The organism is Pseudomonas sp. URIL14HWK12:I5 (assembly GCF_900176445.1).
Lineage (GTDB): Bacteria > Pseudomonadota > Gammaproteobacteria > Pseudomonadales > Pseudomonadaceae > Aquipseudomonas > Aquipseudomonas monteilii.
In genome coordinates this window covers 40,786-55,589 of sequence record NZ_FWXQ01000011.1, presented here as the reverse complement: position 1 = coordinate 55,589, position 14,804 = coordinate 40,786, and the positions used below count along the sequence as shown (strand labels likewise).

The 14,804-nt window shown below is 63.0% G+C and carries 14 protein-coding genes and 1 pseudogene; 9 read left to right on the top strand and 6 right to left on the bottom strand.

What is annotated here, in order from left to right; translation table 11 throughout:
* Nucleotides 1-62: 62 nt before the first annotated feature.
* The gene (locus B9A31_RS22915; protein WP_016501466.1) at nucleotides 63-785 is read left to right on the top strand and encodes an OmpA family protein; all 723 of its coding nucleotides are present in this window, start codon (nucleotides 63-65) and stop codon (nucleotides 783-785) included.
* A gap of 34 nt (nucleotides 786-819) precedes the next feature.
* On the opposite strand, the gene pta is transcribed toward B9A31_RS22915, so the two are convergent.
* Together pta and B9A31_RS22905 are read right to left on the bottom strand one after the other, a co-directional pair.
* On the bottom strand, nucleotides 820-2,907 hold the full coding sequence (pta, locus tag B9A31_RS22910; RefSeq protein ID WP_019098137.1) for a phosphate acetyltransferase: 2,088 nt from the start codon (nucleotides 2,905-2,907) through the stop codon (nucleotides 820-822).
* Between the two features lie 31 nt (nucleotides 2,908-2,938).
* Nucleotides 2,939-3,241, bottom strand: a complete 303-nt coding sequence (locus tag B9A31_RS22905) for a DUF3565 domain-containing protein (RefSeq protein WP_084297455.1) — start codon at nucleotides 3,239-3,241, stop codon at nucleotides 2,939-2,941.
* Here B9A31_RS22905 and B9A31_RS22900 point away from each other — a divergent pair.
* Together B9A31_RS22900 and B9A31_RS22895 are read left to right on the top strand one after the other, a co-directional pair.
* Nucleotides 3,240-3,725, top strand: a complete 486-nt coding sequence (locus tag B9A31_RS22900; RefSeq protein ID WP_019098136.1) for an FKBP-type peptidyl-prolyl cis-trans isomerase — start codon at nucleotides 3,240-3,242, stop codon at nucleotides 3,723-3,725. The two genes, B9A31_RS22905 and B9A31_RS22900, sit on opposite strands and share 2 nt — an antisense overlap.
* A gap of 145 nt (nucleotides 3,726-3,870) precedes the next feature.
* Complete coding sequence (locus B9A31_RS22895; RefSeq protein ID WP_016713270.1) at nucleotides 3,871-4,353, top strand: glutathione peroxidase; 483 nt, start codon at nucleotides 3,871-3,873, stop codon at nucleotides 4,351-4,353.
* A 64-nt stretch (nucleotides 4,354-4,417) separates the two neighbouring features.
* On the opposite strand, the gene B9A31_RS22890 is transcribed toward B9A31_RS22895, so the two are convergent.
* Nucleotides 4,418-5,608 carry a glycosyltransferase family 4 protein gene (locus B9A31_RS22890; protein ID WP_084297401.1) on the bottom strand — a complete coding sequence of 397 codons (1,191 nt, stop codon included), beginning with the start codon at nucleotides 5,606-5,608 and terminating at the stop codon, nucleotides 4,418-4,420.
* 157 nt (nucleotides 5,609-5,765) lie between these two features.
* Here B9A31_RS22890 and B9A31_RS27850 point away from each other — a divergent pair.
* Together B9A31_RS27850 and B9A31_RS27845 are read left to right on the top strand one after the other, a co-directional pair.
* Nucleotides 5,766-6,515 (top strand): annotated as a pseudogene (locus B9A31_RS27850) (PAS domain-containing protein); the annotation flags it as partial.
* 156 nt (nucleotides 6,516-6,671) lie between these two features.
* Complete coding sequence (locus B9A31_RS27845; RefSeq protein WP_371105378.1) at nucleotides 6,672-7,103, top strand: methyl-accepting chemotaxis protein; 432 nt, start codon at nucleotides 6,672-6,674, stop codon at nucleotides 7,101-7,103.
* Nucleotides 7,104-7,143: 40 nt separating this feature from the next.
* Here B9A31_RS27845 and cysZ read toward each other — a convergent pair whose 3' ends face one another.
* Entirely contained in the window at nucleotides 7,144-7,872 is a 729-nt protein-coding gene (cysZ, locus tag B9A31_RS22880) for a sulfate transporter CysZ (RefSeq protein WP_016713267.1), read from the bottom strand.
* Nucleotides 7,873-8,203: 331 nt separating this feature from the next.
* Between cysZ and trxB the strand changes: the two genes are divergently transcribed.
* Entirely contained in the window at nucleotides 8,204-9,166 is a 963-nt protein-coding gene (gene trxB / locus B9A31_RS22875) for a thioredoxin-disulfide reductase (RefSeq protein WP_003247318.1), read from the top strand.
* 60 nt (nucleotides 9,167-9,226) lie between these two features.
* On the opposite strand, the gene nadC is transcribed toward trxB, so the two are convergent.
* Entirely contained in the window at nucleotides 9,227-10,075 is an 849-nt protein-coding gene (gene nadC / locus B9A31_RS22870) for a carboxylating nicotinate-nucleotide diphosphorylase (protein WP_027615751.1), read from the bottom strand.
* Nucleotides 10,076-10,318: 243 nt separating this feature from the next.
* Here nadC and B9A31_RS22865 point away from each other — a divergent pair, with 243 nt between their 5' ends.
* The 3 genes from B9A31_RS22865 to ampE all read left to right on the top strand — a co-directional run bounded on the left by B9A31_RS22865 (nucleotide 10,319) and on the right by ampE (nucleotide 13,963).
* Entirely contained in the window at nucleotides 10,319-12,475 is a 2,157-nt protein-coding gene (locus B9A31_RS22865; protein WP_084297400.1) for a DUF1631 domain-containing protein, read from the top strand.
* Between the two features lie 88 nt (nucleotides 12,476-12,563).
* A complete protein-coding gene (gene ampD / locus B9A31_RS22860) occupies nucleotides 12,564-13,136 on the top strand; it encodes a 1,6-anhydro-N-acetylmuramyl-L-alanine amidase AmpD (RefSeq protein ID WP_019099743.1) in 573 nt (190 codons plus the stop codon).
* On the top strand, nucleotides 13,133-13,963 hold the full coding sequence (gene ampE / locus B9A31_RS22855; protein ID WP_084297399.1) for a regulatory signaling modulator protein AmpE: 831 nt from the start codon (nucleotides 13,133-13,135) through the stop codon (nucleotides 13,961-13,963). Before ampD ends, ampE begins: the two co-directional genes overlap by 4 nt.
* 63 nt (nucleotides 13,964-14,026) lie before the next feature.
* Here ampE and B9A31_RS22850 read toward each other — a convergent pair whose 3' ends face one another.
* Nucleotides 14,027-14,803: a TatD family hydrolase gene (locus B9A31_RS22850; RefSeq protein WP_084297398.1), complete on the bottom strand. Its 777-nt coding sequence runs from the start codon at nucleotides 14,801-14,803 to the stop codon at nucleotides 14,027-14,029.
* Nucleotide 14,804 lies beyond the last annotated feature (1 nt).

Genomic DNA, 14,804 nt, shown 5'->3' with positions numbered 1-14,804 from the left:
CAAGGCTGGCATAGATCCATTCGAGATCTGCCGCATTTATGAATTTCAGTAGGAGCTTGTCCATGTTCACCATGCGTCGTCTGATTATCGTCGCAACTGCCGCTGCCCTGATGACCGGCTGTGCCGGCCAGAACCCTTATGACAACCAGGGTCAGGCGCAGGGCTCCACTGGGATGAGCAAGACCGCCAAGTACGGCGGCCTGGGCGCGCTGGCCGGCGCCATCGCCGGTGCCGCGATCGACCATAACAACCGTGGCAAGGGTGCGCTGATCGGCGCTGCTGCGGTGGGTGCTGCCGCTGCCGGTTACGGCTACTACGCCGACAAGCAGGAAGCAGAGCTGCGCGCGCAAATGGCCAACACTGGCGTGGAAGTGCAACGTCAGGGTGACCAGATCAAGCTGATCATGCCGGGCAACATCACCTTCGCCACCGACTCGGCCAACATCGCCCCTAGCTTCTACTCGCCGCTGAACAACCTGGCCGGTTCGTTCAAGCAGTTCAACCAGAACACCATCGAAGTGGTCGGTTTCACCGACAGCACCGGCAGCCGCCAGCACAACATGGACCTGTCCCAGCGCCGTGCGCAGGCGGTCAGCACCTACCTGACCTCGCAGGGTGTGGATGCCTCGCGGATCTCGGTACGTGGCATGGGCCCGGACCAGCCGATCGCCAGCAACGCCGACGCCAATGGCCGTGCGCAGAACCGCCGCGTGGAAGTGAACCTGAAGCCGATTCCGGGTCAGCAGTATGACCAGCAGCAAGGCCAGGTTCAGCAGTATCCCTGATTGACCGCCGGGGCTGCAAAGCAGCCCCCTGCTTCTAGCGCACCACGCTGGCCTGAATCGCCGTCAGGGCAATGGTATGCACGATATCGTCAACCTGAGCCCCGCGCGGCAGGTCGTTCACCGGCTTGCGCAGCCCTTGAAGCATCGGCCCAAGGCTCACCCCGTCAGCACTGCGTTGCACCGCCTTGTGCGTGGTGTTGCCGGTATTCAGGTCGGGGAACACGAACACCGTGGCACGCCCGGCCACCGGGCTACCCGGCGCCAGGTCCCGTGCAATCGCCGGGTTGGCCGCCGCGTCGTACTGCAATGGCCCATCGATCAGCAACGCCTGCGCTGCGCCTTGTGCCAGGCGTGTTGCTTCGCGCACTTTCTCCACTTCCTCATCGCTGGCTGAATCGCTGGAATAACTGATCATCGCCACCCGTGGTGCGATGCCGAAGGCCTGCGCCGAGTCGGCGCTCTGCCGGGCGATCTCTGCCAACTCGGCAGCGCTCGGGTGCGGGTTCATCACGCAGTCGCCGTACACCAGCACCTGCTCGGGGAACAGCATGAAGAACACCGACGACACCAGGCTTGAGCCAGGCGCAGTCTTGATCAGTTGCAGGGCAGGGCGAATGGTGTTGGCGGTGGAGTGCACCAGGCCCGAGACCAGGCCGTCCACTTCGTCCAGGGCCAGCATCATGGTGCCGATCACTACCGGGTCTTCCAGTTGCTGCTCGGCCATTGGGGCGTTGAGGTTCTTGCTCTTGCGCAGCTCTACCATAGGCTCTACATAGCGCCCGCGAATCAGCTCGGGATCGAGGATTTCCAGGCCTGGCGGCAGGGTAATGCCCTGGGCGCGCGCCACGGCGTCGACATCCTCGGGCTTGGCCAGCAGCACGCAGCGGGCAATGCCACGGGCCTGGCAGATGGCCGCAGCCTGCACCAGCAACGGCTCGGCGCCTTCGGGCAGGACAATACGTTTGTTGGCCTGCTGCGCCCGCTGGATCAACTGGTAGCGGAACACGGCTGGCGACAGGCGCATTTCACGCGGGGTGCCGCAGCGTTGGTGCAGCCAGGCGGCGTCGAGGTGGCTGGCGACAAAGTCAGTGATGAACTCGGCGCGCTCGCGGTCGTCCACAGGGATTTCGCGGTTTAGCGAATTGAGCTGGTTGGCGGTGTCGTACGAGCCGGTGCTGACTGACAGGATCGGCAGCCCAGCCTGCAGCGCGCCGCGGCACAGGCCGAGGATGCGCGCGTCGGGCTTGCTGTCACTGGTCAGCAGCAACCCGGCCAGGGGTACGCCATTGATCGCCGCCAGGCTGACGGCAAGGATGATGTCGTCGCGATCGCCCGGGGTGACCACCAAGGTACCCGAGGTCAGCAGAGGCACCGTGTTGGCCACGGTGCGCGCGCAAATAATGATCTTGCTCATGCGCCGCTGCTCGTAGTCGCCGGCATTGAGCACCTGGGCACCGAGCAGCTCGGCCACGTCGCGGGTGCGCGGGGCGTTCAATTCAGGCTGGTAGGGGATACAGCCGAGCAGGCGGAAATCGTTGCCACGCAGCAGGGGCGAGTGCTCGCGCAGGCGGGTGGCGAAGTCGGCCATGCTTTCGTCGGTGCGCACCTTGTTGAGGATGACACCGAGCACTTTTGGGTCGCGTGGGCCGCCGAACAGCTGGGCCTGCAGTTCGACCCGGCCGGACAGTTCGCTGAGCACTTCGTTTTCCGGGGCCGACACCAGGATCACCTCGGCATCCAGGCTCTTGGCCAGGTGCAGGTTGACCCGCGCCGCGTAGCTGGCATGGCGCGTGGGCACCATGCCTTCGACCACCACCACGTCGTTGCCGACGCAGGCTTGCTGGTAGAGGCGGATGATCGCTTCGAGCAGTTCGTCGAGCTGGCCATCGCCGAGCATGCGCTCGACCTGGGCCAGGCTCAGGGGCACCGGGGGCTTGATGCCATGGGTGCGGGCCACCAGTTCGGTAGAGCGCTCGGGGCCGGTGTCACCCGGGTGGGGCTGGGCGATCGGCTTGAAGAAGCCGACCTTCAGGCCTGCGCGCTCCAGGGTGCGCACCAGGCCGAGGCTGATGGAGGTCAGGCCGACACCGAAGTCGGTCGGCGCAATGAAAAATGTCTGCATGCGTGCTTCTCGAAATAAGCGGTGCAAGAAATTAACGGCCAAGGGTAGCGCTATCGGCCCCTTGTGCGCACCAGCCGCATGCGAAAGGCTGGCCGATGTGCTGCGCGCGTTGGGCCGGGTCGAGCACCCAAGGGCGTGCCTGCCACGGTGGCTGGTGGCGCAGGTGCTGGGTATGGCCACAGGACAGTTCGGCCACCCAGTGGCCTTCTTCGTCCTGGTGGAAGCCGGTGATCCGACTGATGGGCCGCTGCTCGTCCGCAGCACGTTCGCAATCGGACGATGGCTTCGTTACACTTGTGGGCTCTACATTCTTTTGCAAAAGGTCTTGCCCCATGCTGATCGCCGCCAACAAGGCTGTCTCCATCGACTATACCCTGACCAACGACGCCGGGGAGACCATCGACAGCTCCGCCGGTGGCGCGCCGCTGGTTTACCTGCACGGTGCCGGCAACATCATCCCGGGCTTGGAAAAAGCCCTGGAAGGCAAGCAGGCCGGTGACGAACTGAACGTTTCCATCGAGCCGGAAGACGCCTACGGCGAATACCTGGCCGAGCTGGTCAGCACCCTGAACCGCAGCCTGTTCGAAGGCGTCGATGAGCTGGAAGTGGGCATGCAGTTCCACGCTTCGGCGCCGGATGGCCAGATGCAGATCGTCACCATCCGCGACCTCGACGGCGACGACGTCACCGTTGACGGCAACCACCCGCTGGCTGGCCAGCGCCTGACCTTCCAGGTCAAGGTTGTCAACGTGCGTGACGCCAGCGACGAAGAAATCGCTCACCGTCACATCCACGGTGAAGGTGGCCATCACCACTGATTTTCTGCGCTAAGCTCAGAAAGTCGCCAGGCGCTCGGGCAAGCCGATTTGCCTTCCTACGGGAGGTGGACGGTTTGGACGAGCGCCTTTTTAGTGGGCGGAATTCGCCTGCGCGGCAACCGGGAACCTGAGAGGGGATGTCATCATGAGTGCATTTCACGACCTGAAACTGGACGCACTGAACGGCGGAGAGCTGCCCCTGGCCCCGTTCAAGGGCCAAGTGGTGCTGGTGGTCAACGTCGCTTCCAAGTGTGGGCTCACGCCGCAATACAAGGCCCTGGAAAACCTCTACCAGGTTTACAAGGACAAGGGCTTCAACGTGCTTGGCCTGCCGTGCAACCAGTTTGCCGGGCAGGAGCCAGGCAGCGAAAAGGAAATCCAGGATTTCTGCAGCCTCAACTATGGGGTGAGCTTCCCGCTGGGGGGCAAGCTGGAGGTCAACGGGCCGCAGCGCCATTCGCTATACCGCCTGCTGGCGGGCGAAGGAGCCGAGTTCCCGGGCGACATCACCTGGAATTTCGAGAAGTTTCTGGTGGGCAAGGATGGGCGGGTGCTGGCGCGCTTTTCACCGCGTACAGCGCCGGATGATCCGGCGGTGGTGCAGGCTATCGAGAAGGCGTTGGTTTGAAGGCGGTCTGCCGCGATATCTTCGGCGCCTGTGAGGCCGAGCGCCGCCCGCGCGGCGCTCGATCTCACAGGCGCTGCACATATTGAGCAGAACGCCCAGTCGCAGTACCGGTTTGCTGGCAAGCACCATAGAGATACCCCTCAAACTGCTCGACAATCGCCGGCCACCCCTGACGGCTTGCATGCTGTCGCGCATTCAGGCGTACCCGGCGCAACGTTTCCTCCTCCTCCAGCAGCCAGCAAGTCGCATCCACAAACGCTGCCTGGTCCCCCGGCATGGCCAGTGCTCCGCTGTGGCCATGGCGAATATGCTGCGCAGCCGCCGCCTCGTCATAGGCAACCACCGCCAACCCCGAGGCCATGGCTTCGAGCACCACATTGCCAAACGTTTCGGTCAGGCTAGGGAACAGGAACAGGTCACCGCTGGCATAGTGCTCGGCCAGTACCTCGCCGCGCTGGGCACCACAGAACACAGCATCCGGCATCTGCTGTTGGAGGGCGGCGCGCTGCGGGCCGTCACCCACCATGATCAGACGCAGGCGTTTCTGTGGATAAGTCTTCCGCAATGCCTCAAGGCAAGGCCGCAGCAAGCCAAGGTTCTTTTCCACAGCGAGCCGACCGACATGCAGCACGGCGAGATCGTCCGGGGCGAGCCCCCAGCTTTCGCGTAACGCCTGGCTGCGCCGCGACGGGTTGAACAGGCAGGCATCGACACCCCGTGCGAGCAGTTCCAGGCGCTCGAACCCACGGCGTTCAAGCTCCAGGCGCTGGCTGACACTGGGCACCAGGGTGATCGCCGTGCGCCGATGGAACCAGCGCAGGTAGTGGGTGAGCAGGCGCGCCAGCAAACCCAGGCCGTACTGGCCCGAGTACTGCGGGAAATTGGTGTGGAAGCCGCTGACGACCGCGATCCCCAGGCGCCTGGCCGCGCGCAGTGCGCTGAGCCCCAGCGGCCCTTCGGTGGCGATGTACAGCACGTCCGGGCGCTGCCGCCGCCAGCGACGTAACAGCTTGTGCATCGACACCTCGCCCCACTGCAAACCGGGGTAGCCAGGCAGAGCCCAGCCACGGCAAAGCATCAGGTGCTGGTCGTTGTGCACAGGCGCTTCGCCGGCCTGGCGCGGGCGTACAACCTCGATCTCATGGCCACGCTGACGCAGCCCTTCGCCAAGGCGGCCAAGGGTGTTGGCCACGCCGTTGATCTCGGGTGGGAAGGTTTCGCTGACCAGGGTAATGCGCAGGGCGGGTGTATTCATGACAAAAAGTTTCCGCCTACTGGGTTGCGCCAATGTGACTGCAATATGACAGGCAAATGACGCCTGACTGCTGACGCTTTTGCCTTTATGAATATTTCGTTGCGCGTTGCTCAAGAAGGTGCAACCGGCAGCCGATGAAGATGCATTCGACTAGGTGATGCGCTCCAGGAGTGCGGTGATGTTCAACAGCAAGCTCAAGCAAGAAATCCGGCAACTGCGCGAAGACCTGATGTCCGTGGAACAGGTCAAGAGTAGCCTCGACAACGAGATGCTGGTACTTCAACTCGACCCCCAGGGACGGATCGAGATGGTCAACGGCAACTTCGAGAGCGAGATGCTCTACCGTGCCGAACAATTGCTTGGACGCAACATCGAGGACATCGTCCCCGCGCATGTGAAGTCGCTGGATTTCTACCAGCGCATGAAAAGCGCGATCACCCGTGGCGAGCACCTGAACGGTGCCTTCCGCCTGCTGCGCGGCAATGGCCAGGAAGCCTGGCTGCGCTCGATCCTGCAGCCGGTGAAGAACAGCGAAGGGCGTATCAAGTACTTCACCCTGCATTCCAGCGACCTCACCCGCACCATTGAGACCTCGCGCGAGTATGAAAGCCTGATCAAGGCGTTGATGCGCTCGACCGCCGTTATCGAGTTTGACCTGGACGGCACCATCCTCACTGCCAATGACCGTTTCCTGGCCACCGTCGGCTATCGCCTGGAACAGATTCGCGGCAAGCACCACCGCATGTTCTGCGAGCCGGAAGAGGCCAATTCGGCCGGCTATCAGGCGTTCTGGGACAAGCTGCGCCGTGGCGAATACGTTGCCGAGCGCTTCAAGCGCATCGACGCCCACGGGCGGGTGATCTGGCTGGAGGCCTCGTACAACCCGATCTTCGACGCCCATGACGTGCTGTACAAAGTGGTCAAGTTCGCCACGGTGATTACCGACCAGGTCAACCAGGAACAGGCGGTGGCCGAGGCAGCAGATGTTGCCTACAACACCTCGCTGGGTACCGATGTCAGCGCCCAGAAGGCCACCGATGTGGTTACCCAGACCGTCAGCGTGATGCGCGGCCTGGAGGCCTCGATGCAGGAGGCCGCCGAGGGCATTCAGGCGCTGGATACCCAGTCGCGGGTAATCGGCTCCATCATCAAGACCATCAGCGACATCGCCGGGCAGACCAACCTGCTGGCGCTCAATGCCGCTATCGAGGCGGCCCGTGCCGGCGAACAGGGGCGGGGTTTTGCCGTGGTTGCCGACGAAGTGCGTCAACTGGCCTCGCGCACCAGCACCGCCACCGAGGAAATCGCCCGGGTGGTGAAGCAGAACGAGCAACTGGCGCAGGCGGCGGTGGCGATCATCGACACCAGCAAGCGCCAGGCCGAGCAGGGGCTGGCACTGGCTGACGAGACGGGCAGCGTGATTGTCGAGATTCAGGACGGGGCGAAACGGGTGGTGGATGTGGTGGGGCAGTTTTCCAGCCGGTTGGGGCAGTGAAGCCCCGGCCAGGCAAGGATTGATCTGATGGGGGCGGGGGTCAGTTGCGCTCCCGCACCCAGAACAACGTAGCCCCGGCCACCGCGGCCGGCATCATCAGCACGTTCACCCCCGGAATCATCAACGCCAGGTAGGTAATCCCGCCAAAGCCCAGGCTCTGCCAGCGCTTGCTGCGCAGCCAGGCGAGCATGTCCTGCCAGCTCATCTTGTTGTTGTCCGCCGGGTAGTCGATGTACTGGATGGCCATCATCCATACCCCGAACATTAGCCACAGTGGTGCGGCCACCACGTTCACCACCGGAATGAACGACAGGATGAACAGGCCAATAGCCCGTGGCAGGAAGTAGCCCAGCTTGCGCATTTCGCGGCTGAAAGTGCGTGGCACCATGGCCACCAGCTCACCCCAGCTGAACGCGGGGAAGTTATCCTGGCCGCGCACCACCACCTCGACCTTTTCCGCCAAAAAGCCGTTGAACGGCGCGGCAATGATATTGGCCACCAGGGTGAAGGTGAAGAACACCATCAGCAGCAGCAAGGCCACGAACAGCGGCCAGAGGATGTAGCTGAGGAAGCTCAGCCAGTCCGGCAGCGTTGGCATGAGCGCGTCCAGCCACAGGCCGAACTGGTGGCCGGCGAAGTAGATCAGGCCACCGAACAGCAGCAGGTTGACCGCCAACGGCAGCAGCACGAACAACCGCAGGTTGGGGCTCAGCACCAGTTTCAGGCCTTCGCGCAGGTATTGGGGGCCAGAGAGGACAGGGGCTTGCATCGAGGTACTCCGCAGAGAAGGAAAACGCGCTGACCTTACCGAGTTTGCCGCGCCGACGAAAGGTGGGTTGCGGGCGGGAAACGGGATGTAACAAAAGCGCCGGGGGTGTGTTTATCGATGAAATCGCGGCATAGACGATGCCTATGAGGTGGATTGTCTAAGGATATTTCCTTAATCTTTGCGACCTCGCTACAGTGCGCTCAACTTTCCGCTTTTCGGGCCTGCGCGTTGTAGCCTTCCCCAAGTGCTGCGTGGGTCCGTTTTAAATTTCCAGCTGGCGCAGCCGGTACACCGATGCCGGCCCGTGCGGCCCGCTCGACAGGAGTTCGACATGTCTGAAGTACGTCATTCGCGCGTCATCATTCTCGGTTCCGGCCCTGCCGGTTACAGCGCCGCAGTCTATGCTGCCCGCGCCAACCTCAAGCCGCTGCTGATCACCGGCATGCAGGCCGGTGGCCAGCTGACCACCACCACCGAAGTCGACAACTGGCCGGGCGACCCCCACGGCCTGACCGGCCCGGCCCTGATGCAGCGCATGCAAGAGCACGCCGAGCGTTTTGAAACCGAAATCGTCTTCGACCACATCAATGCCGTCGACCTGGCCAACAAGCCGTTCACCCTGCAGGGTGACAGCGGCAAGTACACCTGCGACGCACTGATCATCGCCACCGGTGCCAGCGCCCGTTACCTGGGCCTGCCGTCGGAAGAAACCTTCATGGGCAAGGGCGTTTCGGCCTGCGCCACCTGCGACGGTTTCTTCTACCGCAACAAGCCGGTCGCCGTGGTTGGCGGTGGCAACACTGCCGTGGAAGAGGCGCTGTACCTGGCCAACATCGCCAGCAAGGTGACCCTGGTACACCGTCGCGAAACATTCCGCGCCGAGAAGATCCTGGTCGACAAGCTGAACGCTCGTGTGGCTGAAGGCAAGATCGAGCTCAAGCTCAACGCCACCCTGGACGAAGTGCTGGGTGACAACATGGGCGTGACCGGTGCGCGCCTGAAGAACAACGACGGCAGCAGCGACGAAATCAAGGTCGACGGCGTGTTCATCGCCATTGGCCATACCCCGAACACCTCGCTGTTCGAAGGCCAGCTGACCCTGAAAGACGGCTACCTGGTGGTCAACGGCGGCCGTGAGGGCAACGCTACCGCCACCAACGTTGAAGGTGTGTTCGCTGCAGGTGACGTGGCTGACCACGTTTACCGCCAGGCAATCACCTCGGCGGGTGCCGGCTGCATGGCTGCTCTGGACGTAGAGCGTTATCTGGACGGCCTGGCCAACGCCTCGTTCTGATTGGATAACACCCCTGAAAAAACCGGCTGAAAAGCCGGTTTTTTATTGCCCGCAAGCCGCTTACAGGCTCAAGCGCATCGACAGATCAACCGCCTTCACATCCTTGGTCATGGCACCAATCGAGATGTAGTCCACGCCGGTTTCGGCAATCACACGCAGGGTCGTTTCGTTGACCCCACCGCTGGCCTCCAGCTTGGCCTTGCCCGCGTTGATGCGCACTGCTTCGCGCATTTCATCAAGGTTCAGCTCATCAAGCATGATGATGTCCGCGCCAGCGGCCAGCGCCTCGCGCAGTTCATCCAGGCTTTCCACTTCGATCTCAACCGGCTTGCCTGGCGCAATACGGTGTGCCGCGGCCACGGCTTCGGCCACGCCGCCGCTGGCAGCGATGTGGTTTTCCTTGATCAGGAACGCGTCGTACAGGCCGATGCGGTGGTTGTCGCAGCCGCCACAGGTTACCGCGTACTTCTGCGCCAGGCGCAGGCCCGGCAGTGTTTTACGGGTGTCCAGCAGGCGCACCTGGGTGCCTTCTACCAGGTCGGCCAGGAAGCGCGCACGGGTGGCTACCCCCGACAGCATCTGCAGGAAGTTCAGCGCACTGCGCTCACCGCTCAGCAGCGAACGGGCCGGGCCTTCGAGGTGGAATAGCGGCTGGTTGGCAGTCGCCCGCTCACCGTCCGCCACCTGCCAGTGCACCGCCACGCGTGGGTCGAGCTGACGAAACACGGCGTCGACCCAGGCGGTGCCGGCGATCACGCAGTCTTCGCGGGTGATGATGGTCGCCTTGGCGAGGCGCTCGGCCGGGATCAACTGCGCAGTGATATCGCCACTGCCGATGTCTTCCAACAGTGCACGGCGCACATTGGCTTCGATTTCAGCGGTCAGGTCGGCGAGGCGTAGGTTCGGCATGTTCGGCTCCACTAGCTAGATGCCCGCGATTATAGGGCAGGGGGCCGGTGTGTACAGCCGCCTTGGCGATGTCCGTTGGTCGGGCATTGTGAGCCATTCAAGCCCATTCGGGGCATTAACCGGTCGACGAAACGGTGCTGGCAGCGATGCGATTTTTTACCGATAATGGCGCCCAGTATTTGGCGTCATAGCTTTGACGATCATTAGCCCCTGTCGGGCAAAACACCCTGCAAGGAGTCCAGGATGCAGAAAGAAGGCAAGGTGGTGCCCTTGGCGGCTGCCATCGACCGAGGGGGGCGCACGCCTCTTCCTTGCCTTCCGGTATTGTTGCTGCAGGTGCGGGACAAGGCCGCCTTGCAGTTGCGCCAAGGCTTGCAGGACTTGTTCGACAACGCCGATGACACGCTCTTCGAAATGGCTGACAAGGCCTTCGACCGTTATGATCAGCATCTGTACTTCGAAGCCATGCGTGATCTGAGGCTCAAGCGCAAAAGCATCGAGCGCGGCTTTCTTGATACCTTTCATGACACTTTCGCGCGCATCGGCCAGCCCGACCCGCTGGCGCACCTGGCCGAACCGGGTAGCTTGCGGAGCAAGGCCCAACGGGAGCGGGCTGCGGCCATGGAAGGCATGGTTGGGCGGGTGCTGTCACGCGATGGTATTGCCCTGCAGCAACTGGGTCTTCGCTTGCAGGCGCTGCTCGATCGCCCCCTGCATGAGCAGCACAACCCGTTGGGCCCGGCCGCTTTGTGCGGATACTTCCTGGACGCCGGGCGCAACCTGGGGGTTGGTTTACGGGTCAAGCTGGTGCTGCTCAAGCTGTTCGAACGCTATGTACTGCGTGATGCCGACATCCTCTATGCCGACGCCAACCAGCTATTGGCCGCAGCCGGTGTCCTTCCGGAGTTGCAGCCGGCACCGCGCCGGCGCGCCGAAGACAGGCGCTTGCGCACACGACGAGGGCCGTTGAGCCAAGGCCAGGACGTTGGGGCAGACGCGGCAGGGCAAGCGTATTTCGCCTCATTGCAAACCTTGCTGGCCCCGCTGCGCGGGCAGTTCGCACCGCGATTGCAGGCGGTGGCTGCTGCCCAGCCGATCAGCACGGCCGACCTGATACGCCTGCTGTCGCATTTGCAACACTATGTACCCGCAACTCACGAGGCCGATGATTTCGAGCTCGGCCAGCAGCTTGAGCAACTACTGTTGCGGGTCAGTGTGCGCAGCGGCACGCGCCGGCGCATCGCCGTGGACGATGAGGACGTGATCAACCTGATCGGCCTGGTGTTCGCCTTCATCCAGCGTGATGACAACCTGCCCGCCAGCCTGCGCGCACTGCTTGCGCGCCTGCATATTCCCTTGCTCAAGGTAGCATTGCTGGACAAGGGGCTGTTCAGTCGGGCCAGCCACCCGGGGCGCCGGCTGATCAACGAGATCGCGGGCGCGGCCATTGGCTGGGCGTGCGGCAGCGAAGGCCTGCGTGACAGCCTTCACCTGCGGGTAGAATGCACGGTCCAGCGCCTGCTCAATGATTTTGCCGAAGATACTGGCCTGTTTGTCGAGCTTCTCGACGAGTTTCTCGCATCCAATCAGGAGGAACGACGGCGCAACGAGCTGCTTGAACAGCGCACCCGCGATGCCGAAGAGGGGCGTGCCCGTGCCTTGCAGGCGCGGCACCAGGTGCAGCAGGTGCTCAACCAGCGCCTGCGCGGTCGGGTATTGCCCCTGGTGGTGGTGCAGATGCTGGTGCAAGCCTGGAGCCAGGTACTGCAGTTGGCATGGCTGAAGCAGGGTGAAGCCTCCCAGGGCTGGCGCGATGCCCTGCAGACCGTGGATGCGCTACTGGCCAGCATCACCCCGGGGCATGAGCCGCAAGCCCTTTTGCAGCAGGTTCCGGGCCTGCTCAAGGCGCTGCGCGATGGCCTGGCCAGCGTGGCGCTGGATTCGGCAGCAACCCGAGAGTTCTTCCTGCAACTGGAGCAATTGCACTTGCATGCCTGTGCGGGCACTGAGCTACCGGCTGGCCATGACAAGCCCTTTGCCGAAGTGCTGGTGGACGAGGACATCGTACTGGCGATGCCCGAAGAACCGGCCTGTGCACCGCTGCAATTTGCCGATGGGCAGGCAGCAACGCTGCAGCACGTGCAGCGCTTGCGCATCGGAAGCTGGGTTGAAGTCATGGATGACGGCGAACCGCTGCGTTGCAAACTGGTGGCGCACGTCGGTAGTCACGACAGGCTGGTATTCGCCAACCGTACCGGCATGAAAGTGCGCGAGTGGAACAGCACCGCCCTGGCCCAGGCACTGCACCGAGGGGACGTACGGATGCTGGATGACGGTTTGTTGTTCGAGCGGGCGTTGGAGGCGGTGCTCGATGGGTTGCGGCAACCTTGGGTGCAGTAGGCGGCAACATTACAATCATTCACATGCAAACGGTGTTGAGCGCAGGGCATACTGTTGACCTGTTCACGGCGTTTTCAGGATCTGCCCCATGCAATTGGACCGTGCCACTGGCTGGTTTCACGGAACCGGAATCACCCACTGCCCCTCGCCGAACTTCAATGCCCGCCCTGAAGGCGAATCGATTTCCCTGCTGGTGATCCACAACATCAGCCTGCCGCCAGCTTGTTTCGGCACCGGCAAGGTCCAGCAGTTTTTCCAGAATCGCCTGGACCCTGATGAGCATCCTTACTTCGACAGCATCAAGCACCTGACCGTGTCAGCGCACCTGTTCGTCGAGCGTGACGGGGCGGTGACCCAGTTCGTATCCTTGCTCGATCGCGCCTGGCACGCTGGCGTTTCGTGTTTTGACGGGCGTGAAGGCTGCAACGATTTCTCCATCGGTATCGAACTGGAAGGCACTGACGACCTGGCCTACACCGATGCCCAGTACGCCGTGCTGGAACGGCTTACCCGGCACATTCTTAGCGCCTGGCCGGCCATCGACCTGGGTCGCATTCAGGGGCACAGTGACATTGCTCCGCAACGCAAGACCGACCCCGGCCCGTCCTTCGATTGGCCGCGTTACCGCGAAGCGTTGTTGCACAAAGAGGACAAGGCATGAGTTTTCTGGTGTTGCTGCTGGCGTTGTGGGTCGAGAAATTTTCGGCCCTTCGTCACCAAGTGCAGCGTGACGGGTTTTTCCTTGGCGAGTTGGTGCGGCTGGAACGCAGCGGCAAGGTTCACCCATGGTGGACGCTGGCCATCCTGGTGCTGGCACCTGTAGCGCTGCTGGTATTGCTGCTGCATGTGCTGGAGCCGGTGGCCTATGGGCTGTTGGCCTTGCCGGTGCACCTGTTGGTGCTGGTCTATAGCCTGGGCCGTGGTGATGCCAAGGCCTCGCTTGGGCCGTTGCGCGATGCCTGGCGGCGCGGTGATGACCAGGCGGCGCTGCATGTTGCAGAGCGTGACCTGGGCCTGGCGGCCGACGAGCCGCACAGCTTGTTGGTAAGGGTGCAGGGCAACCTGCTGTGGCAGGTGTACCAGGGCTTTTTCGCGGTGATCTTCTGGTATTTCGTGCTGGGGCCTGGAGCGGCGATGGCTTATCGCCTGCTGGCGCTGTGCGGCGAGCACAGCAAGCAGCCTGCGCTGAAGGCGCGGGCCGAACAGCTGCGGCATATCATGGACTGGCTGCCGGTTCGGGTACTGGCGTTGAGCTTTGCCCTGGTGGGCAACTTCCTCTCGGTCACCCGGGTGATGTTGCACGAGTTACTCAACTGGCACATCAGTGCCGCGCACCTGGTGGCCCGTGTCGGGCGCATTGCCGACGATATTCCCGAGGAAGAAGACAGCCAGCGCGGGTTGGGGCGGCTGGACAGCCTTTGGGAGCTGCTGCTGCGTTGTGCGGTGTTGTGGTATGCCGGGTTTGCGCTGTGGACAGTGCTGGTCTGAACTGAATTGGCTGGCCTCTTCGCGGGCGTGCCCGCGAAGAGGCCATGACAGGCAGCAAAACATCTACCAGCCAAACAACTCGCAAGCATTGCGGCTGCTAGCCTCAGCCAGCTCCCCGATATCAATCCCCATTACCTCGGCCAACGCCCCGGCAATCTCCGGCAAATGCTCCGGGCTGTTCCGCACCCCCGGGTACATCACCGGTGCCATATCTGGCGCATCAGTCTCCAGCACCACACTCTCCAGCGGCAGCCGCGCCAGGGTCTTGCGTAGCCGCAGTGCCTGTGGCCACGTCGCGGCACCGCCAAGCCCGAGCTTGAAGCCCAGCTTGATGTACTCGCGCGCCTCTTCGTAGCTGCCGGCAAACGCATGGATCACCCCCGCCCGCACCGGTTTGTAGCGCTTGAGCGTGGCAACCACCCGCGCATGGCTGCGGCGTACATGCAACAGCGCAGGCAGTTCGAAGTCGCAGGCCATCTGCAGTTGCGCTTCAAACAGGTCCTGCTGGCGGGTTTTGTCCAGGTCTTCAAGGTAGTAGTCCAGGCCAAATTCACCCACGGCGCACAGCCGCGTATCGCCGTGCAGGCGTTCCAGCCATTCGCGCAACTGAACGAGGTGCTCCGGGCGGTGCTGGTCGAGGTAGACCGGGTGCAGGCCGAGTGCTGCGAACAGGCGCTGATCGGTGCAGGCCAGGTCCCACACCCGCTGGAAATTCGCTTGGTACACCCCCAGCACCACCACACGTTCTACCCCACGCGCCGCCGCATTGGCCAGCAGGCGCGGGCGGTCGGCGTCGAAGTCGGGGAAGTCCAGGTGGGTGTGGGTGTCGATCAGGCGCATG